Source organism: Streptomyces sp. TOM-9, assembly GCF_056858595.1.
The window spans coordinates 850,432-872,945 of sequence record NZ_JBXEQB010000001.1; the positions used below are offsets into that span (position 1 = coordinate 850,432).

Annotated in this window: 29 protein-coding genes; 12 read left to right on the forward strand and 17 right to left on the reverse strand. The window is 73.7% G+C overall.

From position 1 onward, the window contains the following. Positions 1-68: 68 nt before the first annotated feature. The 4 genes from AC1VWI_RS03845 to AC1VWI_RS03860 all read right to left on the reverse strand — a co-directional run bounded on the left by AC1VWI_RS03845 (position 69) and on the right by AC1VWI_RS03860 (position 3,119). A complete protein-coding gene (locus AC1VWI_RS03845) occupies positions 69-665 on the reverse strand; it encodes a ferredoxin (protein ID WP_499509481.1) in 597 nt (198 codons plus the stop codon). A 49-nt stretch (positions 666-714) separates the two neighbouring features. Continuing rightward, positions 715-1,329, reverse strand: a complete 615-nt coding sequence (locus AC1VWI_RS03850) for a class I SAM-dependent methyltransferase (RefSeq protein ID WP_499509482.1) — start codon at positions 1,327-1,329, stop codon at positions 715-717. Continuing rightward, complete coding sequence (locus tag AC1VWI_RS03855) at positions 1,292-2,503, reverse strand: PP2C family protein-serine/threonine phosphatase (RefSeq protein WP_499509483.1); 1,212 nt, start codon at positions 2,501-2,503, stop codon at positions 1,292-1,294. The genes AC1VWI_RS03850 and AC1VWI_RS03855 overlap by 38 nt, the downstream gene beginning before the upstream one ends. Positions 2,504-2,675: 172 nt before the next feature. Then, complete coding sequence (locus tag AC1VWI_RS03860) at positions 2,676-3,119, reverse strand: ATP-binding protein (protein WP_499509484.1); 444 nt, start codon at positions 3,117-3,119, stop codon at positions 2,676-2,678. 198 nt (positions 3,120-3,317) lie between these two features. Between AC1VWI_RS03860 and AC1VWI_RS03865 the strand changes: the two genes are divergently transcribed. Beyond that, positions 3,318-4,082 carry a YqjF family protein gene (locus AC1VWI_RS03865; protein WP_499509485.1) on the forward strand — a complete coding sequence of 255 codons (765 nt, stop codon included), beginning with the start codon at positions 3,318-3,320 and terminating at the stop codon, positions 4,080-4,082. Positions 4,083-4,107: 25 nt separating this feature from the next. On the opposite strand, the gene AC1VWI_RS03870 is transcribed toward AC1VWI_RS03865, so the two are convergent. Genes AC1VWI_RS03870 through AC1VWI_RS03905 form a run of 8 tightly spaced genes read right to left on the reverse strand, consistent with a single transcriptional unit; the run spans position 4,108 to position 7,832 of the window. Next, entirely contained in the window at positions 4,108-4,506 is a 399-nt protein-coding gene (locus AC1VWI_RS03870; protein WP_499509486.1) for a gas vesicle protein K, read from the reverse strand. Next, the gene (locus tag AC1VWI_RS03875) at positions 4,503-4,718 is read right to left on the reverse strand and encodes a gas vesicle protein (protein WP_499509487.1); all 216 of its coding nucleotides are present in this window, start codon (positions 4,716-4,718) and stop codon (positions 4,503-4,505) included. Before AC1VWI_RS03875 ends, AC1VWI_RS03870 begins: the two co-directional genes overlap by 4 nt. After that, positions 4,715-5,521: a GvpL/GvpF family gas vesicle protein gene (locus AC1VWI_RS03880; protein WP_499509488.1), complete on the reverse strand. Its 807-nt coding sequence runs from the start codon at positions 5,519-5,521 to the stop codon at positions 4,715-4,717. The genes AC1VWI_RS03875 and AC1VWI_RS03880 overlap by 4 nt, the downstream gene beginning before the upstream one ends. Next, positions 5,514-5,960 carry a gas vesicle protein gene (locus AC1VWI_RS03885; protein ID WP_499509489.1) on the reverse strand — a complete coding sequence of 149 codons (447 nt, stop codon included), beginning with the start codon at positions 5,958-5,960 and terminating at the stop codon, positions 5,514-5,516. Before AC1VWI_RS03885 ends, AC1VWI_RS03880 begins: the two co-directional genes overlap by 8 nt. Positions 5,961-5,974: 14 nt before the next feature. Beyond that, entirely contained in the window at positions 5,975-6,229 is a 255-nt protein-coding gene (locus AC1VWI_RS03890) for a gas vesicle protein GvpG (RefSeq protein ID WP_018559348.1), read from the reverse strand. Positions 6,230-6,244: 15 nt separating this feature from the next. After that, positions 6,245-6,958 (reverse strand): GvpL/GvpF family gas vesicle protein, encoded by a 714-nt coding sequence (locus AC1VWI_RS03895; protein ID WP_499516711.1) that lies wholly within the window; start codon positions 6,956-6,958, stop codon positions 6,245-6,247. A gap of 2 nt (positions 6,959-6,960) precedes the next feature. Further along, positions 6,961-7,440, reverse strand: a complete 480-nt coding sequence (locus AC1VWI_RS03900; RefSeq protein WP_499509490.1) for a gas vesicle structural protein GvpA — start codon at positions 7,438-7,440, stop codon at positions 6,961-6,963. A gap of 29 nt (positions 7,441-7,469) precedes the next feature. Then, complete coding sequence (locus AC1VWI_RS03905) at positions 7,470-7,832, reverse strand: gas vesicle protein GvpO (protein ID WP_499509491.1); 363 nt, start codon at positions 7,830-7,832, stop codon at positions 7,470-7,472. Between the two features lie 126 nt (positions 7,833-7,958). On the opposite strand from AC1VWI_RS03905, the gene AC1VWI_RS03910 reads away from it, so the two are divergent. Beyond that, a complete protein-coding gene (locus AC1VWI_RS03910; RefSeq protein ID WP_499509492.1) occupies positions 7,959-8,705 on the forward strand; it encodes a histone protein in 747 nt (248 codons plus the stop codon). A gap of 329 nt (positions 8,706-9,034) precedes the next feature. Here AC1VWI_RS03910 and AC1VWI_RS03915 read toward each other — a convergent pair whose 3' ends face one another. Further along, on the reverse strand, positions 9,035-9,691 hold the full coding sequence (locus AC1VWI_RS03915) for a class I SAM-dependent methyltransferase (protein ID WP_499509493.1): 657 nt from the start codon (positions 9,689-9,691) through the stop codon (positions 9,035-9,037). A gap of 148 nt (positions 9,692-9,839) precedes the next feature. Between AC1VWI_RS03915 and AC1VWI_RS03920 the strand changes: the two genes are divergently transcribed. Next, positions 9,840-11,006: a MalY/PatB family protein gene (locus AC1VWI_RS03920; protein WP_499509494.1), complete on the forward strand. Its 1,167-nt coding sequence runs from the start codon at positions 9,840-9,842 to the stop codon at positions 11,004-11,006. Between the two features lie 155 nt (positions 11,007-11,161). After that, entirely contained in the window at positions 11,162-12,253 is a 1,092-nt protein-coding gene (locus AC1VWI_RS03925; RefSeq protein WP_499509495.1) for an NAD-dependent epimerase/dehydratase family protein, read from the forward strand. Positions 12,254-12,296: 43 nt separating this feature from the next. Here AC1VWI_RS03925 and AC1VWI_RS03930 read toward each other — a convergent pair whose 3' ends face one another. Continuing rightward, positions 12,297-13,265 (reverse strand): YihY/virulence factor BrkB family protein, encoded by a 969-nt coding sequence (locus AC1VWI_RS03930; RefSeq protein ID WP_499509496.1) that lies wholly within the window; start codon positions 13,263-13,265, stop codon positions 12,297-12,299. 83 nt (positions 13,266-13,348) lie between these two features. Beyond that, a complete protein-coding gene (locus AC1VWI_RS03935; RefSeq protein ID WP_499509497.1) occupies positions 13,349-13,870 on the reverse strand; it encodes a hypothetical protein in 522 nt (173 codons plus the stop codon). 100 nt (positions 13,871-13,970) lie between these two features. On the opposite strand from AC1VWI_RS03935, the gene AC1VWI_RS03940 reads away from it, so the two are divergent. The 5 genes from AC1VWI_RS03940 to AC1VWI_RS03960 all read left to right on the forward strand — a co-directional run bounded on the left by AC1VWI_RS03940 (position 13,971) and on the right by AC1VWI_RS03960 (position 18,337). Next, the gene (locus AC1VWI_RS03940; RefSeq protein WP_499516712.1) at positions 13,971-15,452 is read left to right on the forward strand and encodes an AlkA N-terminal domain-containing protein; all 1,482 of its coding nucleotides are present in this window, start codon (positions 13,971-13,973) and stop codon (positions 15,450-15,452) included. A gap of 104 nt (positions 15,453-15,556) precedes the next feature. After that, positions 15,557-16,072 (forward strand): methylated-DNA--[protein]-cysteine S-methyltransferase, encoded by a 516-nt coding sequence (locus AC1VWI_RS03945; protein WP_499509498.1) that lies wholly within the window; start codon positions 15,557-15,559, stop codon positions 16,070-16,072. 11 nt (positions 16,073-16,083) lie between these two features. Beyond that, the gene (locus tag AC1VWI_RS03950) at positions 16,084-16,821 is read left to right on the forward strand and encodes a 2OG-Fe(II) oxygenase (protein WP_499509499.1); all 738 of its coding nucleotides are present in this window, start codon (positions 16,084-16,086) and stop codon (positions 16,819-16,821) included. After that, on the forward strand, positions 16,818-17,654 hold the full coding sequence (locus tag AC1VWI_RS03955) for an Ada metal-binding domain-containing protein (protein ID WP_499509500.1): 837 nt from the start codon (positions 16,818-16,820) through the stop codon (positions 17,652-17,654). Before AC1VWI_RS03950 ends, AC1VWI_RS03955 begins: the two co-directional genes overlap by 4 nt. Further along, complete coding sequence (locus AC1VWI_RS03960) at positions 17,651-18,337, forward strand: alpha-ketoglutarate-dependent dioxygenase AlkB family protein (protein WP_499509501.1); 687 nt, start codon at positions 17,651-17,653, stop codon at positions 18,335-18,337. The genes AC1VWI_RS03955 and AC1VWI_RS03960 overlap by 4 nt, the downstream gene beginning before the upstream one ends. Here AC1VWI_RS03960 and AC1VWI_RS03965 read toward each other — a convergent pair. After that, on the reverse strand, positions 18,291-19,505 hold the full coding sequence (locus tag AC1VWI_RS03965; protein WP_499509502.1) for an MFS transporter: 1,215 nt from the start codon (positions 19,503-19,505) through the stop codon (positions 18,291-18,293). The genes AC1VWI_RS03960 and AC1VWI_RS03965 overlap by 47 nt on opposite strands. Positions 19,506-19,589: 84 nt before the next feature. Here AC1VWI_RS03965 and AC1VWI_RS03970 point away from each other — a divergent pair, with 84 nt between their 5' ends. From AC1VWI_RS03970 to ddaH, 3 genes are all read left to right on the forward strand, one after another. Continuing rightward, on the forward strand, positions 19,590-20,561 hold the full coding sequence (locus tag AC1VWI_RS03970; RefSeq protein WP_499509503.1) for a transcriptional regulator: 972 nt from the start codon (positions 19,590-19,592) through the stop codon (positions 20,559-20,561). 17 nt (positions 20,562-20,578) lie between these two features. Further along, positions 20,579-21,082 carry an Lrp/AsnC family transcriptional regulator gene (locus tag AC1VWI_RS03975; protein WP_499509504.1) on the forward strand — a complete coding sequence of 168 codons (504 nt, stop codon included), beginning with the start codon at positions 20,579-20,581 and terminating at the stop codon, positions 21,080-21,082. A 122-nt stretch (positions 21,083-21,204) separates the two neighbouring features. Next, positions 21,205-22,041 (forward strand): dimethylargininase, encoded by an 837-nt coding sequence (ddaH, locus tag AC1VWI_RS03980; RefSeq protein WP_499509505.1) that lies wholly within the window; start codon positions 21,205-21,207, stop codon positions 22,039-22,041. Positions 22,042-22,076: 35 nt separating this feature from the next. On the opposite strand, the gene AC1VWI_RS03985 is transcribed toward ddaH, so the two are convergent. Beyond that, the gene (locus tag AC1VWI_RS03985; protein ID WP_499509506.1) at positions 22,077-22,502 is read right to left on the reverse strand and encodes a PaaI family thioesterase; all 426 of its coding nucleotides are present in this window, start codon (positions 22,500-22,502) and stop codon (positions 22,077-22,079) included. Positions 22,503-22,514: the final 12 nt, after the last annotated feature.

Consider the following 22,514-nt stretch of genomic DNA (forward strand, 5'->3'; position numbering starts at 1 on the left):
CGTCCCGCCGGCGCGTGCGCATCGTTTCCGGTGCCCGTCCACGCGCCGTACGTGGCGTCGGGGCGGGCTCACAGCCGCGGCAGGGCCTCCCAGCGGCGGCGGGGACGGCGGAGGTCCAGCCAGTGGACGTAGCCGCGCAGATAGGTCTCCAGACCGTCGTCGAGGTAGGCGACGAAGTCACGGTGGCCGCGGGAGGCGTCCTGGTAGTGCGGCCGGTACCTCGGCGCGGCGTTGTCGCCCCAGCCGGGATGCGCGTCGGCGCCCCAGTCGGCCGCGATCGCCACCGCCCACTCGCGCACCCGGCCCCGGTCACGCCACCAGGCGCGGACGAGGCCGGGGGTCCAGTGGTCGTCGCCGTCCCAGCCGTAGCCGCTGTACAGCTCCAGGCGGGCGGCCGCGACCAGGGCCTCCGTCTCGGCCTCGTCCACCGGCTGACGGAAGACGAACTCCGTCCCGAAGCCACCGCCCATGTCGTCGTCGTACGCGATGTGGCGCGGGGCGTCGAGCCGCCCGGTCGCCATCGAGTCGGTGGCGGCGCCGTAGAAGGGGCCGGGGACGTTGCGCCAGTTGCGGTCGGCCCAGTCGCCGGTGAAGACCTCCCGGCCCGGTTCCTCGGCGGCCAGCAGGCGCCGGGCCGTGGGCAGCGGATCCCAGTAGGCGTGCACGTCGTCTTCTCCCCGTCCGTCGACGGCAGCGAGTATCGCGGGCGGACGGTCAGGGCGCCGCGCCGGGGGTGCGGGCGACGGTCAGCGCGACGGAGCGGTCGCCGATCCGGACGACGCGGACGACGGGGGCGTGCAGGCCCGAGGCGGCCGCCAGGTCCGCGGCGTCCCGTGCCGTCACCGGGAGCGGCAGGTCGCGTGCGACGAGCGACGCGAAGGGGCCGGAAGCCCGGAAGCCGGGCGCGAGGGGGAGGCTGTACCCGACACGGCCACCGGGCCGCAGGACGCGCCGCCAGTCGGCGAGGGCCCGCCCACCGAGGAAGTGCAGGGACGAAGCGCACAGGACCAGGTCGAGCGCACGCTCGGCGCAGGGCAGCGGCACGGCGTCCGCGACCCGCCAGTCGATCGCCCCGGGGGCCGACAGGCGCTCGGCGCGCGCCCGGCCCGCGGCGATCATGGCCGCGGAGACGTCCACGGCCAGCACCGCGGGGTCGGCGGACGAACGGGAGCGGGCGAGCGTCAGGGCCACCGCCCCGGTGCCGCAGGCCACGTCGGCCACTCGCCGGTCCATCGGCGTGGGGCCCGCCAGCTCGATCAGTGCCGCGGCGACGGCGTCGTGATGGTCGTCGTCATAGTCCGCGGCCAGCAGGTCGAACGCCTGGCTCATCGGCGTCCGCTGCCGTGCCGGCTCCGGCGGGGGTCCGTGCATGCGGTGGCGGTCCTCCCAGGGCGTCGCGCACGATCGCGACCACGGCCATGTCGTCCTGCAGCGGGGCGGAGGTGTGGGCCAGCAGGTCGTCGGTCATCTCCCGTACGAGCTGGTCGGGGCCGCGGTCGCCCCACTCCGCGACCCGGCTGATGAGCGGGTAGAACTCCCCGTCGCCGTTGCGGGCCTCGGTCACTCCGTCGGTGTAGAGCAGCAGCCGGTCGCCGGGGGCGAAGGTGAAGGTGGTGGGAGCGTAGCTGCTCCCGGTCAGTCCGCCGAGTCCCAGCGGGGGCGCCGGTTCGGGGACGTCGAGGGTGGTGACCGTTCCGTCGTGGAGGAGGATCGGTGGCAGGTGCCCACAGCTGACCACGTGCACGTACGGCTCGTCGTCGGGGATCTCGACGACGGCGGCGGTGACGAAGCGCTCCCCGACGTCGGTTCCGCCCGGCCCGTCCCACGCCTGGGTCAGCTCCCAGCGGACGCTGCCCTCCAACGACTCCATCAGCTCCGCCAAGGGCGCCTGCCGGTGCGCCGAGGCGCGGAACGCCCCGAGGACGGTCTCGGTGTCGCCGATGGAACCCAGTCCCTTGCCACGCACGTCGCCGATGAGCAGGCGGGTGGCCCGTGCCGTGCGGGCGACGGCGTACAGGTCGCCGCCGATGCGCTCGCCGTCACCGGCGCTGCGGTACGCCGTGGCGATGGACACCGGCCCGGCTTGGCGCGGCAGCGGCCGCAGCAGCACGCCCTGGGTCGCCTGCGACACCGCGCGCAGCTCCGCGAGCTCATGTCTGCGGCGCTCGCGCAGGGCACTGATGAGGACGAGCAGCAAGGAGAGCAGCACCAGGGAACCGAGCTGGACGAGGACGTTCTCGGTGAGGAGCGTGTGCCGCTCGGCGCCCGCGGCGACGAGTGCGAGCACCGCCGCGAGTCCCGTCAGGGCGCCGCGTACGGCTCCGGCGAAGGCGGAGGCCAGCGCGACGGGGATGACCAGCACGTGGGCGAGGTGGATGTCCTCCGGGAGGAAGTGGTCGGCGACCGGCACCGCCGTGATGATCGCGATCATCACGGCGAGGAAGACCCTGCAACCCGATCCGATGGGATCCTGCATCGCCGAGAGACGGGACCCGAGCTCCATTGCGGGTGCCTCCCTTCCCGCACCCGGGCCGGGTGCGACCACGACAAGCCCTCGCTCTGCGCGTCTCAACATACGGGCTTTTCGTTTTCTTCCGGACAAAATTCTCGTACGAGAATCCATCATCCGACGTCCGGGGGTGTGGGCGGGAGACCCACGGGCACTTTCCGGGGGCTCAGGCGGCCAGCAGATCCGCCCAGCGCCCGCCGCCACGGCTGCGGGTACCGACGCCGGAACCGATGCCGAGGCTGTCGACGATGGCGGCTCCACGGCCGTGCTCGCCCGGGCCGCGGCCGGCGGCCCAGGCGCCGTGCCACGGTGCGGGCCCGCCGTCGGTGACCTCGACGCGGATGACCGCCGTGCCGTCGACCTCGCCGCGGCGCAGGCGCAGGCGCAGGCGCAGGGCGACCGGTGGCAGCGCGTGCTCCACGGCGTTGGTCACCAGTTCCGACACGACGAGGACGGCGTCGTGGACGGCCTCCTCCGGCACCGACCAGCCGGTCAGCACGGTGCGCGCGGTACGTCGCGCGACGGCGACGGCCACGGCACGGTGCTCCAGCTCGCACACGTACACGTCGGTACGGCCGGCCGATGACGAGGTGGCGTACCAGTGCGTCATGTCCATCACTCCCCACGCCGAAGGGCTGCTCCGCAGCGTCACCGGTATGGGGAAGGGCCCCCTGTCCGTCCCCAACGGATGCGGGGCCCCGGCACCCGCTCACATGGTGTACCCGGCTGTGACCTCCTGAACCCCACGTGTCACAGCGGTCGCGCAGCGCCTCCCGGAGGCCCGTGACACGTCTGCGATGCTGGTCGCGTGCCGCCCCCGCAGACCACACCCGAACCGATCACCGCGGACCCGCCCGACGTCGCCGCCGGCCCGCTGCTCACCCAGTCGTGGCTCGACCTGGCCTTCCTCCACTGGGCGGCCGACCCCGCCGACATCGCGCCGCTCCTGCCGGCCGGCACCGTCCCCGACACCCTCGACGGCGTCACCTACGTCGGCCTCGTCGCCTTCCGCATGCACCGCGTCGGCTGGTTCCGCCTCCCGGGCGTCCCCTACCTGGGCACCTTCCCCGAGACGAACGTCCGGCTGTACTCCGTGGACGCCCACGGGCGGCGCGGCGTCGTCTTCCGGTCGCTCGACGCGTCCCGGCTGATACCGGTGGCGGTCGCGCGCGCCGCGTTCCGCCTGCCGTACCTGTGGTCGCGGATGGCGATCCGCCGCGACGGCGACACCCTCACGTACACCAGCACGCGCCGCTGGCCGGGCCCGCGCGGGGCGCACTCGCGCATCACCGTGCGGGTCGGCGAGCCCGTCGCGGAACCCACCGAGCTCGAGCACTTCCTCACCGCGCGCTGGGGTCTGCACAACACCTTCTTCGAGCGGCAGCTGTACCTGCCGAACTCCCACCCCCGCTGGCCGCTCCACCGCGCCGAACTGCTCGACTGCGACGAGAGCCTGATCACGGCCGCGGGCCTCCCCGCCCCCGTGGGCCCCCCGGTCAGCGTCCTGTACTCCCCCGGCGTCCCCGTCCGCTTCGGCCGGCCCTCCCGCCCGGGCGGCATCCCCACGCCCTGAGGCCTTGCGGCTCCGGCGCCGCGGCTCAGTCGGGCGGGAGGAGCGTGCCCAGGGGCCCGAGGTCGAGGTTGAGGTCGGACATGGACAGGCCGTACTGCACGCACAGGCCTTCCATGCGGTCGTGGAGGATCATCAGGGTGGCGCCGAGGCGTTCTTCCTCCTCCTCGGTGAGGTCGCCCGCGTCGACGCGGTGGAGGGCCTGGCGTTCCATGAGCTGGCGGAGGAGTTCGACGAGGGTCAGGACGAGCTTCATCAGGTCGCGTTCGACCGTGTCGGGGTCGGTGCTGATGCGGCGCGCGGGGCGGGGGGACGGGGTGTCGCGCGGGACGGCGGGGAGCAGGCGGAAGGCGCGGGCGGCGGCGTCGGCGACCTCGCCGAGGCGGTCCGGGGGGTGGTCGTCGCCGGGGGGTGCCGGGGGTGTCATGGGCCGGACTCCGGGCCCCACGGGGAGGGGTTGCGTTCGCTGACGGAGACGATCAGGGCACGCAGGGAGATGCGGACGAGGTCGATGTCGGCGATGGAGAGCACCACGTCGCCGGTGAGGACCACGCCGCCGCTCAGGAGGCGGTCGAGCAGGTCGACGAGGGCCACCTGACGCTCCGCCAGGGGTTCGGGGGTCCGGTCGGCGGCCGTCATGGCGGCGCGTCCGCCACGTCCGCGCCGGGGAGGGCGGCGAACGAGTACGGGGCCCAGGGGCCGGTGACGTCGACGCGCACCCCGGGCAGTCCTTCGCCGGCGGCGAGGACGCGGGTGCGGAAGGCCTCGGCCTGTTCGTCCGCGAGGAGGAAGGCGTCGTTGAGGACGTTCTCCCCCGCGCCGGCGGCGAGTTGCCCCTGCTGCACGCGGTGCCGGGCGTGCCCGGTCGCCAGTTCGCGGCCGATCGTCTCGACGCGTGCGGCGGCCTCCTCCGCCGCGCGGTAGGCCTCGTCGCGGGAGTGCCGCTGGGCGCGGCGGGCACGCAGGTAGGCGCGGCCGGGGCTGAGGTCCTCGCCGGCGCCGGCTCCGGCGGTGCCCGCGGACGCAGCCGCCGCCGGGGCCTCCACGTAGATCTTGACCCCCCATTCGAGGTGTCCTGCGAGCCGCTCCAGGACCTGCGTGAACGCCGCGTCGTCGTCCCGCAGCACGGCCAGGACGCGTGCGTCGTCCAGGTAGACCGTGGCCAGTCGCAGGGGCAGCACGGTGGTGTGCGCCGAGAGCGCCTCGATGACGGTGTGGTGGGCGCGGGCGACGGCCTCCAGCCAGTCCAGGTCCTCCAGGTGCCGGCGCAGGGCTTCCTCTCGGAAGTCCGCGGCGGGCACCGGGCTGACGGCCGCGGCCAGCGGACCCGCCGTCACGAGCCCCACCGGTGCCCCGGCGACGCCCGTCAGCGCGGCCAGGGCGCCCTCCGGAACGCCGCCGCCGCGCAGCACGGCGTACGCGTAGCTGACCCGGTCATCCATCGTCCGTCCCGGGATCGCCGCGGCGGTGCGTCGTCGAGGAGGACCGCGTGCGGTGGCGGGAGGCCACGCTGCCCCGCGGCGTGTCCGTCAGCTCCCGCCCTTCCTTCAGCGCCTCGATCTCCTCGCGCAGCCGGCGGTTCTCCTGCGCGAGCGAACTCTCCCCGTGGGCACGGGAGGACAGCGACGGATCGTGCTCCCACCAGTCGATGCCCATCTCCTTGGCCTTGTCGACGGAGGCCACCAGCAGACGCAGCTTGATGGTGAGCAGTTCGATGTCGAGCAGGTTGATCTGGATGTCGCCGGCGATGACGATGCCCTTGTCCAGGACCCGCTCGAGGATGTCCGCCAGGTTGGCCGAGGACCCCTGCCCCTGGGCGTACGACTGGGGACCGGCCCTCGTGGGGTACGAGCCGAGCCGGCCCGCCGGGGAATCCGTCACTGCGTCACCTCGTCTCAGGGCGCGGGCTCGCCGCGCCGGAAGGCCGCGATCTCGTCGAGCCGGTCGAGCAGTTCCTCCTCGCGGGCCTCGAAGGTCTCCTCGTCGATCCGTCCGGCGAGGAGTTCCTTCTCCAGGGCGGCGAGTTCGCGTTCGACGGGCTCGGGGTCGTAGTACTCCTGCTCTGCGGCCTCCAGTACGCGCTCGACCACCCAGCCCACCCCGCGCACCGGCGCGAGGGGGAGGGTGACGATCTGGGTGAACAGTCCCATGGGGGCCACTCCCTCTCACACGAAGCTGTACGGGGGCAGCGGTCCCAGCAGCCGGAAGTCGCACTCCTCGCCCACCTGGTTGGCGAGGCTCAGCTGCGTGGCCAGGAACATCTCCTCCTTGCTGTCGTCCACCAGGAAGGAGACGCTGAGGAAGTCCTGTCCGCCCGGCGCGGAGGCCACGTCGTCGCGGACGAAGGGGCGCAGCGCTTCGACGATGCCCGCCCCGAGGGCCTGCTGGCGGGCCTGCACCTCGTTGGCGAGCAGCTCGCCCAGCATCAGGGGGATGTCGGGGGACGCGGTTCCGCCGCGGATCTCCTCGTTCAGCCGGCGTGCCTCGTCGTTCTCCTCCAGGACCCGGCGCAGCAGGGAGTCCTCGTCCCACGAGACCTTCAGGTGGTACTCGGCGCAGCCCTGCAGGTTCTTCAGCTGCTCCCGGTACTCCACCGCACGGTCCTCCAGAACGGCCTTCACGGCCTCCTCGTCGGGTGCCGTGAAGCCGAAGCGCAGCGGCAGCACGGCACCGTCGGCCATCAGCCGTTCCTGGACCTCCTGATGGGCGAGCACGTCCCTGCGCCGGGGGCGCAGGTCCTCGGGGGCCTCGCTCACGACCGCGGAGAGCTCGGCATTCGTCACCGTGCGCAGCTCCCGGTCCGATCCGCCGACGGCCGTGAGGCCGTCCAGGCGCAACGGGTGGTCCTTCGCGGTGATGGAGTAGACGTAGACGGCCATGGTCATTCCCTCTCCCGCCGGGAAGCCCGCCCGGTGCTCCTGCGCCGCGGCTGCCTGGGCTCCTCCTCGTACTCCGCTTCCTCCTCTTCGGGCTCCTCCTCGTACTCGTCCTCCTCGTCCTCGTCGCTCCCGCCCTTCAGGGTGTCGGTCACGGCCTCGACGGCGCCGGACAGGGCACCCTTCGACTTGCCCTTGGCCCCGCCCTCGGTGATCTCACCCACGAGATCGGTGAGCTGGGTGGGCTGCTTGCGCCCGGATTCCAGGTCAAGCCGGTTGCAGGCTTCGGCGAAACGGAGGTACGTGTCGACGCTCGCCACGACGATCCGGGCGTCGATCTTGAGGATCTCGATGCCCACAAGGGACACGCGGACGAAGACGTCGATGACGAGCCCCCGGTCCAGGATCAGTTCCAGGACGTCGTAGAGGCTCCCCCCGCCACCACCCCTCGACATGCCGCCCCCGCTCTGCGGCACCACGGTCATGGCGCCTCCCTTCAGCGCCTTGTGTCGGGTCAGGAGCGTCGGTCTATCTGCCCCCGCGTGTAACGGCGTGTCCGCTCGTACGCCACCAGGTCTCCTTCCTCGTCCAACGTCACGTGGTACGTGGCCATCACACTGGTCGTCTGGGGCACGCGCTCCAGTTCCAGGACCTCGACGTCCGCTTCCCAGCCGTCTTCGGTCGGTTTCACCGCGGAAACGGATTCCGGCCTGCGACCGAGGAGTTCGGAGAGTTGTTCGGACGCGGACCGCATGGCCCAGGCCGCCGAACGTTTGCGGGGCCGCCGGGACCGCTCGGCGCTCGAACGCCGTGCCGTGCCTTCGCTCCGGGTGGAGCGCGGGCCCCTTCCGGGGTCGCTCTTGTCGCTTGCGGCCATCCACATCTCCGGCTCTGGAGCGGCGCCACCCCTACAACAAAACGTACTATTTCAGCATATACACCTCACAAGGTGCGCGGCGACGGGTCGCCTCCCGCAGGGCGCAACTCCCGAAGGGAACAAGTGATGAAGGACTCGACCAGGCTCGCTCTGGCTGCCGCGGTAGCGGGCGGCTACGTTCTCGGTCGCACCAAGAAGGGGCGGCTCGCCCTCGGAATGGCGACCTTTCTCGCCGGTCGCCGCGCCGGACTCGATCCGCAACAGTTGGTGACCGAGGGTATTCACAAACTCAAGGACCTGCCTCAGGTCGCCCAGCTCAAGGAACAGGTGGGCGGAGAACTGATGGACGCCGGGCGCAAGGCGGTCGTCGCCGTCGCGGACCGGAAGCTCGCGGATCTCGCAGGGACCTTGCACGACCGTACGGCCCTGATCGGCAGCAAGAAGGAGAAGCGCGAGGACGAGGAACCGGACGAGGAGGAAGAGGAGTACGGACCGGAGGACGAGGAGGAGGAAGAGGAGGAAGAGGAAGAGGAAGAACCCGAGGAGGAAGAAGAGGAACTCGAGGACGAGGAACCCGAGGAGGAAGAAGAGCCGGAGGCGGAGGAGCAGGCCCCTCGGCGCCGTCGCCCGGCCAAGCGGCAGGCCCCCAGGCCACCGGCGCGCACGACCGCGGCCAAGAAGGCGCCCGCCAAGAGGACCCCCACCCCCGCCAAGAAGGCACAGCCGGCGAAGAAGTCCGCCGCCAAGAAGACCGCGGCGCCGGCCGGGAAGAGGGCGGCGAAGAAGACTGCAGCACCTGCGAGGAAGTCCGCCGCGAAGAAGACGGCCGCCAAGAAGTCGACGGCCAAGAGGGCGTCCACACGGCGGAGGTAGCCCTATCGCCATAACAGCACAGGACACCGGTATGGCACAGGCTGCCGGCCTGGATCGATCGACTGCCGAGGAGTCCGTCAACTTCGTCGGGGCCCGAGTGGAGAGCCTGGCCGGCGGGCGCCAAAGGCTCTGCACGGACAACGAGTCGATGCATCGTCTGGCTCTCTGCACTGACCCACATCGTCCTCAGCCGGCGCGCCCAAGGCCGCGGTCTGCGACTTCAAGCACTTCCAGCGGTACGTGCGGCGCGTGCCGCTGACGGCCCGTCACTCCGCCCCACTCACAATGCCCCGGCGGGCCGTGGTCGGCACGGCCCGCCGCGCGTCGTGTCACCGCTCCAGGCGGCGGATCTCCAGGGTGTTGTCCAGACGCGTCGTGGGCCGTCCGTCGGGGTCGTTCTGGACGCGCTCGTGCTCGTCGGTCAGCAGCACCTCCCACTCCTCCTCGGCAAGTTCGAGGCTCCGCAGCACCTCTTCCGGCGTCGGGAAGTGCACCTCAGGGTGCGGCTCGGTCTGCCAGGCCGGGAACCCGGAGTGCCCGACGACGAGCAGCACGCCGCCGGGTGCCACGGCCGCCGCCGCGGCGCGCAGGATGCGCTCGCGGGGCATGTCGTTCGGCGAGTGCAGGAACTGCGCGGAGACCAGGTCGTAGGTTCCCCCGGGGAACGTCTCGGACAGGTCGTGCCGTTGCCAGTCGATGGCGCCGTCGGGGATGCCCTCGGCCGTCGCGTGGGCGGCGGCACGCTCCAGGGCGACGCGGGAGATGTCGACGGCGGTGACCCGCCACCCCTGCCGGGCCAGCCAGACCGCGTCGGCGCCCTCGCCGCACCCCAGGTCGAGCGCCGTACCGGGCTTCAGGCGCCCGACCTCGCGGACCAGGACGTCGTTGGCCTTGCCGCTCCAGACGCGGTCGCTCCCGGCGTACCGGGCGTCCCAGAACTCCGCCTCGGATGCGGCGCCGGTCGCGCTGGTGGTGCCGTCGGTCATGGGTGTCGTCTCCTCCGTGCCGTGGATGTGGACCTGCCCCGACCATGCGGTCCCGCGCGCTCGGCGGGCAAGCCTTCTTGCCGGTTCGGCAACACGTCCGCCGGGCGTCCTCTGCCCCGGCGGCTGACCGGCACCTATGTTTGGTGTCATGGACACCGCGTCGACTGACGACCACCCGCTGCGCCGCCTCACGCTCGACCAGCTCCGGCTCCGGACGAGCATGAAGTGGCGCACCCATCCGCAGGACGTGCTGCCCCTGTGGGTGGCGGAGATGGACGTGCCGCTGGCCGGTCCCGTGGCCCGCGCGCTCACGGAGGCGATCGCGGTCGGCGACACGGGGTATCCGGCGGGCACCGCGTACGCGGAGGCGCTGGCGGACTTCGCCCGTGAGCGGTGGGGCTGGGACGGTCTGGCCGTGGAGCGCGCCTCCATCGTGCCCGACGTGATGCTGGGTGTCGTCGAGATGCTGAAGCTCGTCACGGACCCCGGGGACCCGGTGATCGTCAACTGCCCGGTGTACCCGCCGTTCTACCAGTTCGTGACGCACATGGACCGACGCGTGGTGGAGACCCCGTTCGGCTCCGGCCTGCGGCTGGATCTCGCGGCGCTCGAGGAGACCTTCGCCCGGTCCACGGCCGGCGGCGGCCGGGCCGCCTACCTGCTGTGCAGCCCGCACAATCCGACCGGCACGGTGCACACCGCCGAGGAGCTGTCCGCGGTGGCGGCGCTGGCCGGGTCGTACGGGGTGCGGGTCGTGGTGGACGAGATCCACGCGCCGCTGGTGACCGCCGAGGCGGCGTTCGTGCCGTACCTGAGCGTGCCCGGCGGCGAGAGCGGCCTGTCGCTGATGTCCGCTTCGAAGGCGTGGAACCTGGCCGGTCTGAAGGCGGCCCTCGCCCTGGCCGGGCCCGCCGCGGCGGACGACCTGGCGCGCATGCCGGAGGAGGTGAGTCACGGACCGAGCCACCTGGGCGTCATCGCCCACACGGCGGCGCTGCGCGACGGCGGCCCGTGGCTCGACGCCGTGCTGGACGACCTCGCGCACAACCGGCGGCTGCTCGCGGGGCTGCTGGCCGAGCACCTGCCGTCGGTCGGCTACCGGCCGGCCCCGGGCACCTACCTGGCCTGGCTGGACTGCCGGGAGCTGGGCCTGGGCGACGACCCGGCGGCCGCCTTCCTCGCCCGCGGGCGGGTCGCCCTCAGCGCGGGGGCCGACTTCGGCACGGGCGGCGACGGGCACGTACGGCTGAACCTCGCGACGACGCCCGAGGTGCTCACGGAGGCGGTGCGCCGGATGGCGAAGGCGGTCGCCTGACGGCCGCCGCGGCCGGGGTCTGAAACGTCCCTGGCCGGGTAGCCGCCCTGGCAGACCGAAGCAGGCACCGGACGAGGCCGCCGTCACGCCGGGCAGCGCGGTCCGGCACCGTGCGGTGCCCGGGCGCTCGCGGCGGCCCCAGGGAGGCGAGGAACGTGACGGACGACTCCACGCCCGGGAGCGGCGGCCTGCGCGTCGTCGTCGTAGGGGCGACCGGAAACGTCGGGACGAGTCTGGTGCGGGCGCTCGGCGAGGACCCGGCGGTGGCCGGGATCGTCGGCATCGCCCGCAGGATCCCCGAGGACTGGCGGCCCGCCCGTACCTCGTGGGTGCACGCCGACCTGGGCGACGACAGGACGCGCCTGGTGGAGCATTTCCGCGGTGCCGACGCCGTCGTGCACCTGGCCTGGCTGCTGCAGCCCACCCACGACCCCGCGATCACGTGGCGCACCAACGTCCTGGGCAGCATCCGCGTCTTCGAGGCGGCCGCGGCGGCCGGTGTGCCGGCCCTGGTGCACGCCTCGTCGGTGGCGGCGTACTCGCCCGGCCCGAAGCGGTACCCGGTCGACGAGTCGTGGCCCACGCACGGCTGGCCAGGGGCCGCGTACTGCCGGGAGAAGGCGTACGTCGAGCGCTACCTCGACACCTTCGAGCGGGAGAACCCGCGGCTGCGCGTGGTGCGCATGCGGCCGGGCTTCATCTTCAAACGGGAGTCCGCCGCTCAGCAACGCAGGCTGTTCGCCGGTCCGTTCCTGCCGAACCGGCTCGTACGGCCCCGCCTGGTGCCGGTCGTGCCCGACCTGCGCGGTCTGCGCTTCCAGGCGCTGCACTCCGACGACGCGGCCGAGGCCTACCGGGCGGCGCTGCACCGTCCCGTGCGCGGCGCCTTCAACCTCGCGGCCGATCCACCGCTGGACGCGGGTGAACTCGCCACGCTGCTCGGGGCGCAGGTCGTCCGCATGCCGCGGGGCGCGGTGCGGGCGGCGCTGGCCGGGGCGTGGCGGCTGCACCTGGTGCCGTCGTCGCCCGGCCTGTTCGACGCCGTCGTCAGACTGCCGCTGATGAACACCGCGCGGGCCCGCCGCGAGCTGGGCTGGGAGCCCCGCCACACCGCCACGCAGGCGATCGAGGAGTTCCTCGCGGGTCTGCGCGAGGGCGCGGGCGACACCTCCACCGCCCCACTGGCACCGGGAGGGGCCGGCAGCCGGCTCCATGAGGTCGCGACCGGCGTCGGCTCACGGCCGTGACGGTCCACGGCCGCGACGGTGCGGCGGCCGTGGCGCCGTCCCGTCATCGCCCCTCGTCGGCGTGGAGCCGCTCGGTGTCCTGCGGCTCGGCCTTGGGCACCGTCTCGTCCGGACCGTCGTCCGGGCCTCCGTCCGGCCGCGCCCGTGCCCGTTCGAGCTCGGCGTTGAACTCCAGCCCGAGGAGAACGGCGATGTTCGAGATCCACAACCAGACGAGGAAGACGATGATCGCCGCCAGGCTGCCGTAGAGCCGGTTGTAGTTGCTGAAGTTGGACACGTAGAAGCTGAAGAGGGCGGAGGCGGCGGCCCAGATGACCACGGCCAGGATGCTGCCGGGGCTCACCCATCGGAAGCCGCCGTGCTTCACGTTGGGCGCGGCCCAGTACAGCAGCGCCAGGACCAGGCTGAACAGCACGAGCATCACGGGCCATTTGGCGATCCCCCACACTCCGAGCGCGGCGTCACCGACCCCCAGCACCTGACCCGTCCTGCGGGCCAGGGCTCCGGTGAAGACCACGCCGAGCGCGATGAGCGCCGTCACCACCAACAGCACCACGGGAATGACGAATCGGGCGGCCAGGGTCTTCCACACGGGCCTGCCCTCGTCGATGTCGTAGAGGGCGTTGGCGGCCCGCATGAAGGTCGCCACGTAGGCGGAGGACGACCACACGGCGACCGCGATGCCGATCGCGAGGGCGAGTCCCCCGCGGCCGGCGCCGTGCTGCAACTGCCCGAGCACACCGGTCAGCGTGTCGCGCACCGGTCCGGGCGCGAGTCCGCTCGCGTTGACGATCAGGGGTTTGACGCTGGGGCCGCCCAGCAGACCGACGACCGAGACCATGACGAGGAGGGCGGGGAAGACCGACAGGACGCCGTAGTAGGTCAGCGCCGCGGCCCAGTCGGTCAGGTGGTCCGCCCAGAACTCCTTCACCGTGCGCCGGAGCACCACGCGCCAGGACTCCTGGGGGAGCTCGGTCGGCTTGCTGACGCCGGTCTGCGGGTGGCGGGCCATGCGCGATCACTCTCCTCAGGGCACACGTCCCCCACAGGAAACAACGCAAACCGGCCCATAACGCATGAACGACGCACCGGCCCTCAGTGCTGGAGCGCGACCTTCGCCGCCACGATGACCAGGCCCAGCACCAGGTTCACGATCCCCACCGACACCACCGCCCAGCGGGAGGCGCCCACCCGGATGACGGCCGCGCTGGCCCACACGACCTGCTGGACGACGGCGATGGTCAGGGCCAGCCAGGCCGCACCCTCCAGCCCGAGCCCCAGCAGGGGGCTCACCGCGACCGCCGTCGCCGGCAGCAGCGCGGCCTGCACGATCGGCCACTCGCGGACGCACACCTGGCGGATCTCGTGCCAGGTGACCCTCCCCCCGCGCAACCGGTCGCCGACGAAGCCCGCGTAGACGTGGGCGGCCCAGAACACCAGGCCGGTGCAGATCAGCAGCAGCACCAGTTCCAGGCGCGGGTACGGCCCCGCCGAGCCGGCCCCGGCCACCACCGAGGCGGCCAGCAGCGATCCGTAGACGGCGCCCGTGTAGTTGGCGCGTCCCGTGCCGGGAGCCTCCCGGCCGGCGAGGTCCCGCGGGGCGGAGCCGGCTGTCACCCCTTCAGGATCACCGAGGCGACCCGCCCCCGCACGACCGTGCCGGGCGGGCCACGCCCGGAACGTGACGTCCGAATCCCGCCAGCGTCCCGCCCCCGCGATGCCGCACAGTGGAGGGGTGACGAACGACGCGACCGACGAGGACAGCAGGTACGAGGCGGTGTGCAGCCGCGACGCGCGCTTCGACGGCGAGTTCTTCTTCGCGGTGACGACGACGGGGATCTACTGCCGCCCGAGTTGTCCGGCGGTCACGCCCAAGCGGCGCAACGTCCGCTTCTTCCGAACGGCGGCGGCCGCCCAGGGGGGCGGTTTCCGGGCCTGCCGGAGGTGCCGTCCGGACGCGGTGCCGGGGTCTGCGGCGTGGAACGCGCGGGCCGATGTGGTGGGCCGTGCGATGCGGCTGATCGGCGACGGCGTCGTCGACCGGGAAGGCGTCGCGGGGCTGGCCGCACGGCTCGGGTACAGCGCGCGGCAGGTGCAACGGCAGCTCAACGCCGAGGTGGGGGCGGGTCCGATCGCCCTCGCCCGTGCGCAGCGGGCGCACACCGCCCGGATCCTGCTGCAGACCACGGACATGCAGGCCGCGGAGATCGCCTTCGCGGCCGGTTTCGCGAGCGTACGGCAGTTCAACGACACCGTCCGCGAGGTGTACGCGCTCACGCCGACCGCGCTGCGGCAGGCGCGCCCCGCCCGGCACGCGGCCGCCGACTCCGCCGCCGGGGTGCCGCTGCGGCTGGCGTACCGGGGGCCGTACGACACCGGGCAGGTCTTCGACTACCTGGCGGCCCGCGCGATCACCGGCGTCGAGGAGATCACGGGGACCCGCGGCCGGCGTGTCTACCGGCGCACCCTCCGGCTGCCGCACGGGCCCGCGGTCGCCGAGGTCGAGGAGGCGGCACCCGGCAGGGGCGGTGACTGGCTCGAGTGCCGGCTGCACCTGACCGGGCTGCGCGACCTGACCACCGGGACGCAGCGGGTGCGGCGCCTGTTCGACCTGGACGCCGATCCGTACGCGGTAGCGGAACGGCTGTCCGCGGACCCGTCGATGGGTACCCTGGCCCGCGCCCGCCCCGGGCTGCGCGCTCCCGGGGCGGTGGACCCGCACGAACTGGCGGTGCGGGCGGTGCTGGGGCAGCAGGTCTCCGTGGCGGCGGGACGCCGGCTCGGTGCCGCCGTAGTCGCCGCCCACGGCGAGCCGCTGGCGGCGCCGAGCGGTGGCCTGACGCATCTGTTCCCCGACGCGGACACCCTCGCCGGGGCGTCGCTGGAGGCGGTCGGGATGCCGCAGGCCCGGCGGGAGACGCTGCGCGGCCTGGCCCGCGCCCTCGCCACCGGCGAGGTCGTCCTCGACCCGGGCGCGGACCGGGACGGCGCGGAGAAGGCCCTGCTCGCGCTGCGCGGCATCGGGCCGTGGACGGCCGGCTACATCCGGATGCGCGCCCTGGGCGATCCCGACGTGCTGCTGGAGGGCGACGTCGCCGTGCGTGCGGGGGCCGCGCGTGCCGGTGTGCCGCTGGAGGACGCCGAGGGCTGGCGGCCGTGGCGCACCTACGCGATGCACCTGCTGTGGGGCGCCGGTTGACCGGGAGGCAGCGGGAATGCGACGTCCGAATCCCGCCGGACATCGGTGATGAACCACCGCAGAATCGTAGATGTCACTGAAAGTGCGAGGAAAGGGAAAGACCGATGACGGTCTACACGACGCTCGACAGCCCGCTGGGCGAACTGCTGCTGGTCGGCGAGGAGTCGCCCACCGCGAAGGGCGGCACCGCGCTCTCCTCGCTGTCCGTGCCGGACCAGAAGGGCGGCGTCCTCGCGGCGGACCTGGCGGACGGCGCGCGTGCCGACGACGGCGCGTTCACCGAGATCGCGCGTCAGCTGCGGGCCTACTTCGCCGGCGAACTGACCGACTTCGACATCGAGTTCACCACCGCCGGCACCGCCTTCCAGCAGCAGGTGTGGAAGGCCCTGGAGACCATCGGCTACGGCACCACGCTGACCTACGCGGACGTCGCCGACGCGATGGGCATCCCCCGGACCTCGTCGCGCGCGGTCGGCACCGCGATCGGCCGCAATCCGCTGCTCGTCGTCCGCCCCTGCCACCGCGTGCTCGGCGCCAAGGGCGCGATCACCGGTTACGCGGGCGGGGCGGAGCGCAAGCGGCTGCTGCTGGACCTCGAGGCCGGGCACGGTACGGCGTGAGGACGACGGCCATGACCACCACCGCCGCACCGCCCACGGCACCCCTGACCGAGCGGGTCGACGCCATGGACTGGCCCGCGCTCGCCGCCGGACTCGACGCCCACGGGAGCGCCCTGACGGCCCGTCCGGTGCTCTCCCCCGCAGAGTGCCGGGCCGTCGTCGCGCTCTACGACGAGACCGGGCGGTTCCGCTCGACCGTCGACATGGCACGGCACCGCTTCGGCTCGGGTCAGTACCGCTACTTCGCGTACCCCGTCCCCGAGCCGGTGCGGGCCTTGAGGGCGGCCTTCTACCCGCGGCTGCTGCCGATCGCCCGCGACTGGACGGCCCGGCTCCGGCAGCCCGCGCCCTGGCCGGACACCCTCGACGCGTGGCTGGCCATGTGCCACGACGCCGGCCAGACGCGGCCGACCCCGATCCTGCTGCGCTACGGCGCGGGCGACTGGAACGCGCTCCACCGCGACCTGTACGGGGACCTCGTCTTCCCGCTCCAGGTCGTGATCGGGCTCGACGCCCCCGGCGAGGACTACACCGGCGGCGAGTTCCTGATGACGGAGCAGCGGCCGCGGGCGCAGACCCGGGGCTCGTCCACCACCCTGGCCCAGGGCCACGCGCTGGTCTTCACCACCCGCGACCGGCCCGTACGCTCGGCCCGCGGCTGGTCCGCCGGCCCGATGCGGCACGGGGTGAGCACCGTGCGCGCCGGCCGCCGCCACACGCTGGGCCTGGTCTTCCACGACGCGGCGTGACCACGTACGTGCTGACCGGCCCGGACGGGCTGCCGTACCGCAGCGCGGTCCCGGGGACGCTGGGCGGGCACCGGCGCGGCCGGCTGTACGGCCGCCTCGACTGCCCGGCAGCCCAGCAGGCAATCGCCCGCGGCGGATACGTGCGGGAGCGGGTGTTCTTCGCGGACGAGGCGACGGCGGTCGCCGCGGGCTACCGGCCCTGCGCCCGCTGCCTGCCCGGACCGTACCGACAATGGAAGGCGACACCGACGGAGCGGAACGCCATGACCTACCCCGACGCACCCGCCGCGGTACCGGCTTCGCCGCTGGTGACGCCCGAGGGGCTCGCCGTGCTCGACGGCGTGCCGGCGCCGCGGCCGCACACCGGGACCGAGCTCACCGCCCTGCTCGGACTGCTCGGTGACGCCCGCCCCCGCCCGCGCGCCGTCGCCGTCGGTCACAGCCGGGACGCCCCCTCCCGTGCCGCCGCAGGGGCCTTCGCCGCGGCGTGGCGCGCGTCGGGCGGCACCGTGGTGGCCGTCGTGGACTGGCCCGAACGGGCCGCGTCCTGGCTGCGGGCCGCCGGGCGGCTGACCGCGCCGGCGCCGGACGCCTGGGTGGTGGCCGCGGCGCCCGCCGGGTGGGCGCAGTTGGCTCGCCGTCTGCGGCACAGCACACCGTGGGACCCGGCCCGTACGTACGGCTTCGCCTCCCTCGGCGACGCACGCGTGGTGGCCGCCGCGGGCGCGGAGACGCTCCAGGGCCTGCGCGGCGCGGCCGCCGACGGCGGGACCTGGCGCGTGGACCGGGGCTGGGTGACCGCGGCCGCCCCGGGGACGGACGGCGCCCGGTGAGCGCGCTCATCCCGCGCCCCCGGCTGCAGGTGGCGCCGGGCGCGGTGCACGTGCCGGGCTGGCTCACCCTGGACCAGCAGCGGGAGCTGGTCGTCGCCTGCCGTGCCTGGGCCATGGGCCCGGTCCCGATCCGGCACACCCGCCTCCCCCGCGGCGGGGTGATGTCGGTGCGCACGGTGTGCGTCGGCTGGCACTGGCAGCCCTACCGCTACACCCGTACCGCGGACGACGTGAACGGCGCCCGGGTGGCCCCCTTCCCCGACTGGATGGTGGACCTGGGCCGCCGCGCCCTGGTCGAGGCGTACGAGGACCCCGCGGCAGGCGACGGCTACACCCCGGACACCGCGCTGATCAACTTCTACGACGGCGACGCCACGCTCGGCATGCACCAGGACAAGGACGAGCGCAGCGCCGCCCCCGTCGTGTCGCTGACCATCGGCGACACCTGTGTGTTCCGCTTCGGCAACACCGAGACCCGCAACCGCCCCTACACGGACCTGGAGCTGGCCTCCGGCGACCTGTTCGTCTTCGGCGGCCCGTCCCGCTTCGCCTACCACGCCGTGCCGAAGGTCCATCCGGGCACGGGTGACCCGGCCACCGGTCTCGCCTCCGGCCGGCTGAACATCACGATGCGGGTCACGGGACTGGACGACGGGACGCGGGGGCGAGCGCCGCGGCGGTGACGGTGTCCGCGGTGCCCGGGCGCAGGCCCGGGGCCAGCGCCAAGGTGACGGCGACGGAGACCGCGGCCATGACCGTCATCGCGGTGGCCGGGGAGGTGTGCTGGGCGACGGCACCGGCAAGCGCGGCGCCCAGGCCCTGGCAGGCGAGCATGCCCGAGGAGTGCAGCCCGAGGGCGTGACCGCTCAGTTCGTCGGGGGTGAGGGCCATCAGACGCTCCTGCAGCAGCAGGCTCGCCGCGTAGCCGACGGAGGCGACGGCGACGACGGCCGCCGCCAGGGGCAGGGCCGGGTGCAGCGCGAAGAGCAGGTAGGGGGCCGCGAGCAGCAGTCGCAGCGCGGCGCCCGCACGTTCGCGCCACCACGGCGGGACGAACCGGCCTGCCATCGTGTCGCCGGCGAGCATGCCGCAGGCCGCGGCGGCCAGGAGCAGCCCGGCGTGGTCGGGCGCGTAGGGCACGAAGAGCGACTCGCAGCCGACGATCAGGCCGTTGGGCACCCAGAGCGCGAGGTACACGTAGCGGCGGGGCCGGGCGGACCACAGCAGTACGTTGGTCCGCCAGGTCTCGGCCGCCGAGGGGCGGCCGCCCGCGCGCGGGGGCCTGGGGCGCAGTCCGGTCAGGGCGGCGGCCGCGGCCGCGAGGTAGAGCGCCGCGCCGGCGAGCAGGACCCCGCGGGGGGAGAGTGCGGCCAGCAGCAGGCCGCCGGCGGCGAAGCCGCAGATCTGCATGGTGCCGGTCGCCATGTTCAGCACGGAACGACCCAGCAGGAAGCCGCCCTTGGGCAGGATCTCGTGGAGCAGTCCGTAGCGCACTCCGCCGCCCAGCGACGCCACCAGGCCCTCGACGGGGAGGATGACGAAGACGGCCCACATCGGCAGACCGGGGACGGCCAGAACGGCGGTGCCCAGCGCGAAGAGCAGGGCGACCGCCGTGAGCGCGGCACGCGGCGGCAGCCGGTCGGCCGCCGACAGCAGCGTCGTCGCGCCCACCACCTGCGCGAGGGACGGGCCGAACATGGCGACTGCGGACAGCAGCGGCGAGCCCGTGGCGTCGTAGACCAGGGTGCTCAGGGCCAGACCGCTCACCGTCTGCGCCGCGACCTGCCCGGTGGAGACCAGGAACAGCGGGGTGAACTCCCTTGTGCGGAGGAGTTCTTGGTAAGTGCGCATGGACCTGAGTCTCGGCGGCGGCGCACCGGGCGGTTAATGTTTCGCACAGACGCGAAAGGTCGCGACAGGTGAGGAGGGCGGGGCATGGGCTGGTGGCTGGTCGACGCGGAGACGCTGGTGGCGAGCCGTTTCGTCGTCTCCCCGCTGGCCGAGACCATCGCGGCCCTGAAGCTGCTCGAGCGGGGCACGGCCGCGCATCCCGGGGAGCGCGCCTGGCTCGACGCGCACCTGGCGGCGTACCGGGAGCGGCTGGCCGCCGACCCGGTGACCGGGCTGCTGGTGCGCGCCGCCCTGGGGCGCACCTGGAACGCGGACTTCCTGACGCCCACGCCCAGCGGCGAGGGCAGTCCGGGATTCGAGGAGGAGCTGACGCGGATCCGGGAGACCTCGCCGGAGGCCGCCCGCGAGCACCTGGCGGTGTCGCTGGGCGGACCGGTCCCCGAGCGGCTGCGCCGCGCTGACCTGCCGGAGCGTGCGGCGGACGTCGTCGCCTGGGTGTGGACGCACACGGTGCTGCCGGACTGGCCGCGCCGCCGGCGGGTCATCGAGGCCGACATCGTGGCGCGTACCGCCCAGTTGGGCCGGGGCGGCTGGGCCGAGGCGCTGGACGACATGCGCCGGGGGATGCGCTGGCTCGGTGAGGGCCGGTTGCAGATCAACACGCGGGAGTACCCGCCGCGCGACCTGTCGGGCGCCCGGCTGATGTTCGTGCCCGTCACCCCGCGCACCGGCTGGGTGTCCTGGGACGAGCACGTACGGTACGCGGTGGTGTACCCGTGCTCGGGGGCGCTGGCCGAGGCGGGGCGGCAGCGGGTCCCCGAGGCGCTGGGCGCGCTGCTCGGTCCGGCGCGGGCCGCGGTCCTGGTGCTGCTCGCGACGCCGATGAGCACGACGCAGCTGGTGGCCCTGACCGGCCAGGGGCTGGGCTCGGTGGGGCGTCATCTGAGGGTGCTGCTCGACGCCCGTCTGGTGCGGCGGCGGCGCGCGGGGCGTTCCGTGCTCTACTACCGGACGGAGACCGGCGACGCCCTGGTCGCGGCCCAGCAGGACGGCTGAGGGAAGGAGCACCGGGCATGGTCCACAGACCCGTGCCGTTCGACGAACTCGACCGCAAGATCGTCGCGGCCCTGATCGTGAACGCCAGGACGAGCTTCGCGGAGATCGGCGCGGACATCGGCCTGTCGGCGACGGCCGTCAAGCGGCGGGTGGACCGGCTGCGCGAGTCCGGGATCATCACGGGTTTCACCGCCACCGTCCGGCCCGCCGCGCTGGGCTGGCGCACGGAGGCGTACGTGGAGGTGTACTGCGAGGGCGCGGCGCCGCCCCGGCGGCTGGCCGAGGTGGTCAGGAACCACCCGGAGATCACGGCGGCCATGACGGTGACGGGCGGCGCGGACGCCCTGCTGCACGTCCGGGCCACCGACGTCGAGCACTTCGAGGAGGTCCTGGAGCGGATCAGGACCGAGCCTTTCATCCGGAAGACGATCAGCTACATGGTGCTGTCGCACCTGCTGCCGGAGAGCCCGGAGGCGGGGGCGGGGCGGTCCGCCGCGGAAAGCGCAACGGACCTGCGCTGACGGGCCCTTCGACGCAGCATCGCTGCGCCTGTGCGCAGCGTCCCGATCTTGTCGCCCGCGGGCTGCGCTTCCTACCGTTGAGCCATCCCCTGGCCGTCCCGCAGGAAGCGGAGGAGTTCGCCGTGCCCGAGAACCGTGTGGCCCGCCCCCGGCGCTATCTGGTCTGCCCGCCCGACCACTTCGACGTGCGCTACGCGATCAACCCCTGGATGCGGGAGGGCGTGCGGGTCGACACCGCGCTCGCCCGGGAGCAGTGGGCCGCGCTGGTGCGGGCCTACCGGGAGCACGGCCACACAGTGGAGTCCGTCGGGCCGGTCGCGGGGCTGCCCGACATGGTGTTCGCCGCCAACGCGGCGTTGGTGGTGGAGGGACGGGTGTTCGGCTCGTCCTTCCACGCGCCCGAGCGGCGCCCGGAGGCCGACGAGTACGCGGCCTGGTTCAAGGCGGCGGGTTTCGAGGTGCACCGCCCGGAGTCGGTCTGCGAGGGCGAGGGCGACCTGGTGCCGGTCGGCGGGTTCGTCCTGGCGGGTACGGGCTTCCGTACGGTCCGGGCGGCGCACCACGAGGTGCAGGAGTTCTTCGGCGTGCCGACGATCGGCCTGCAATTGACGGACCCGCGCTTCTACCACCTGGACACCGCGCTGTTCGTCCTGGACGACGGGGCGGGCGGCGGCGAGGCGAACATCGCGTACCACCCGGAGGCCTTCTCCCCCGGCAGCCGTGAGGTGCTGCGCCGGATGTTCCCGGACGCGGTCGTCGCCACCGCGGACGACGCGCTGGCGTTCGGCCTCAACTCGGTGTCGGACGGGCGGCACGTGTTCGTGGCACCCGCGGCGACGGGGCTGGTCGAGCAGCTCGCCGGGCGGGGCTACGTGCCCGTCCCGGTCGACCTCACGGAGTTCCACAAGGCCGGCGGGGGCATCAAGTGCTGCACGCAGGAGCTCCGCCCGGCGGTCTGACGTCCGTGGTCGCTGCCCGTGGCCGCTGACCGGGGTCATCGACCGGGCAGCGACCGGTTGAACAGCCGCACCTGCCCACGGGCGATGGTCCGGCCCTCGGCGTCCGTGATCACCACCAGCCACAGCTGCAGGCTCCGGCCCTGCTGCAGGGGTGTGCCGCGGACGTCGAGGCGGCCCTTGACGTACGGGAGCAGGAAGTCGGTCTGGTTGCTCACGCCGACGGCGAACCGGCCCTCGGAGCGCACCGCGTGGGAGGCGCCGACGCTCGCCACGCTCTCGATGACGGTGGTGTGGAGGCCGCCGTGGGTGATCCCCCACGGGGTGTGGTGGTCCTCGGTGACCTCCAGGTGGGCGGTGACCTCCTGCGCGCTGATCGCGTCGAAGCGCAGCCCGACGGCGCGCAGGAAGGCGCCGGCGGCCTCCGGGTCGAGGGCGGGGTCGGGGCCGGTCGTCTCCGTCATCGTGACTCTCCT

What these genes read in the sequence shown, in the direction of transcription:
- AC1VWI_RS03850 (WP_499509482.1), bottom strand. Translation starts at nt 1,329, where the DNA reads ATGAGCCAGGCGTTCGACCTGCTGGCCGCGGACTATGACGACGACCAT.
- AC1VWI_RS03855 (WP_499509483.1), bottom strand. Translation starts at nt 2,503, where the DNA reads ATGGAGCTCGGGTCCCGTCTCTCGGCGATGCAGGATCCCATCGGATCG.
- AC1VWI_RS03860 (WP_499509484.1), bottom strand. Translation starts at nt 3,119, where the DNA reads ATGACGCACTGGTACGCCACCTCGTCATCGGCCGGCCGTACCGACGTG.
- AC1VWI_RS03870 (WP_499509486.1), bottom strand. Translation starts at nt 4,506, where the DNA reads ATGACACCCCCGGCACCCCCCGGCGACGACCACCCCCCGGACCGCCTC.
- AC1VWI_RS03875 (WP_499509487.1), bottom strand. Translation starts at nt 4,718, where the DNA reads ATGACGGCCGCCGACCGGACCCCCGAACCCCTGGCGGAGCGTCAGGTG.
- AC1VWI_RS03880 (WP_499509488.1), bottom strand. Translation starts at nt 5,521, where the DNA reads ATGGATGACCGGGTCAGCTACGCGTACGCCGTGCTGCGCGGCGGCGGC.
- AC1VWI_RS03890 (WP_018559348.1), bottom strand. Translation starts at nt 6,229, where the DNA reads ATGGGACTGTTCACCCAGATCGTCACCCTCCCCCTCGCGCCGGTGCGC.
- AC1VWI_RS03895 (WP_499516711.1), bottom strand. Translation starts at nt 6,958, where the DNA reads ATGGCCGTCTACGTCTACTCCATCACCGCGAAGGACCACCCGTTGCGC.
- AC1VWI_RS03900 (WP_499509490.1), bottom strand. Translation starts at nt 7,440, where the DNA reads ATGACCGTGGTGCCGCAGAGCGGGGGCGGCATGTCGAGGGGTGGTGGC.
- AC1VWI_RS03905 (WP_499509491.1), bottom strand. Translation starts at nt 7,832, where the DNA reads ATGGCCGCAAGCGACAAGAGCGACCCCGGAAGGGGCCCGCGCTCCACC.
- AC1VWI_RS03910 (WP_499509492.1), top strand. Translation starts at nt 7,959, where the DNA reads ATGAAGGACTCGACCAGGCTCGCTCTGGCTGCCGCGGTAGCGGGCGGC.
- AC1VWI_RS03915 (WP_499509493.1), bottom strand. Translation starts at nt 9,691, where the DNA reads ATGACCGACGGCACCACCAGCGCGACCGGCGCCGCATCCGAGGCGGAG.
- AC1VWI_RS03920 (WP_499509494.1), top strand. Translation starts at nt 9,840, where the DNA reads ATGGACACCGCGTCGACTGACGACCACCCGCTGCGCCGCCTCACGCTC.
- AC1VWI_RS03930 (WP_499509496.1), bottom strand. Translation starts at nt 13,265, where the DNA reads ATGGCCCGCCACCCGCAGACCGGCGTCAGCAAGCCGACCGAGCTCCCC.
- AC1VWI_RS03940 (WP_499516712.1), top strand. Translation starts at nt 13,971, where the DNA reads ATGCCGCACAGTGGAGGGGTGACGAACGACGCGACCGACGAGGACAGC.
- AC1VWI_RS03945 (WP_499509498.1), top strand. Translation starts at nt 15,557, where the DNA reads ATGACGGTCTACACGACGCTCGACAGCCCGCTGGGCGAACTGCTGCTG.
- AC1VWI_RS03950 (WP_499509499.1), top strand. Translation starts at nt 16,084, where the DNA reads ATGACCACCACCGCCGCACCGCCCACGGCACCCCTGACCGAGCGGGTC.
- AC1VWI_RS03965 (WP_499509502.1), bottom strand. Translation starts at nt 19,505, where the DNA reads ATGCGCACTTACCAAGAACTCCTCCGCACAAGGGAGTTCACCCCGCTG.
- AC1VWI_RS03970 (WP_499509503.1), top strand. Translation starts at nt 19,590, where the DNA reads ATGGGCTGGTGGCTGGTCGACGCGGAGACGCTGGTGGCGAGCCGTTTC.
- AC1VWI_RS03975 (WP_499509504.1), top strand. Translation starts at nt 20,579, where the DNA reads ATGGTCCACAGACCCGTGCCGTTCGACGAACTCGACCGCAAGATCGTC.
- AC1VWI_RS03985 (WP_499509506.1), bottom strand. Translation starts at nt 22,502, where the DNA reads ATGACGGAGACGACCGGCCCCGACCCCGCCCTCGACCCGGAGGCCGCC.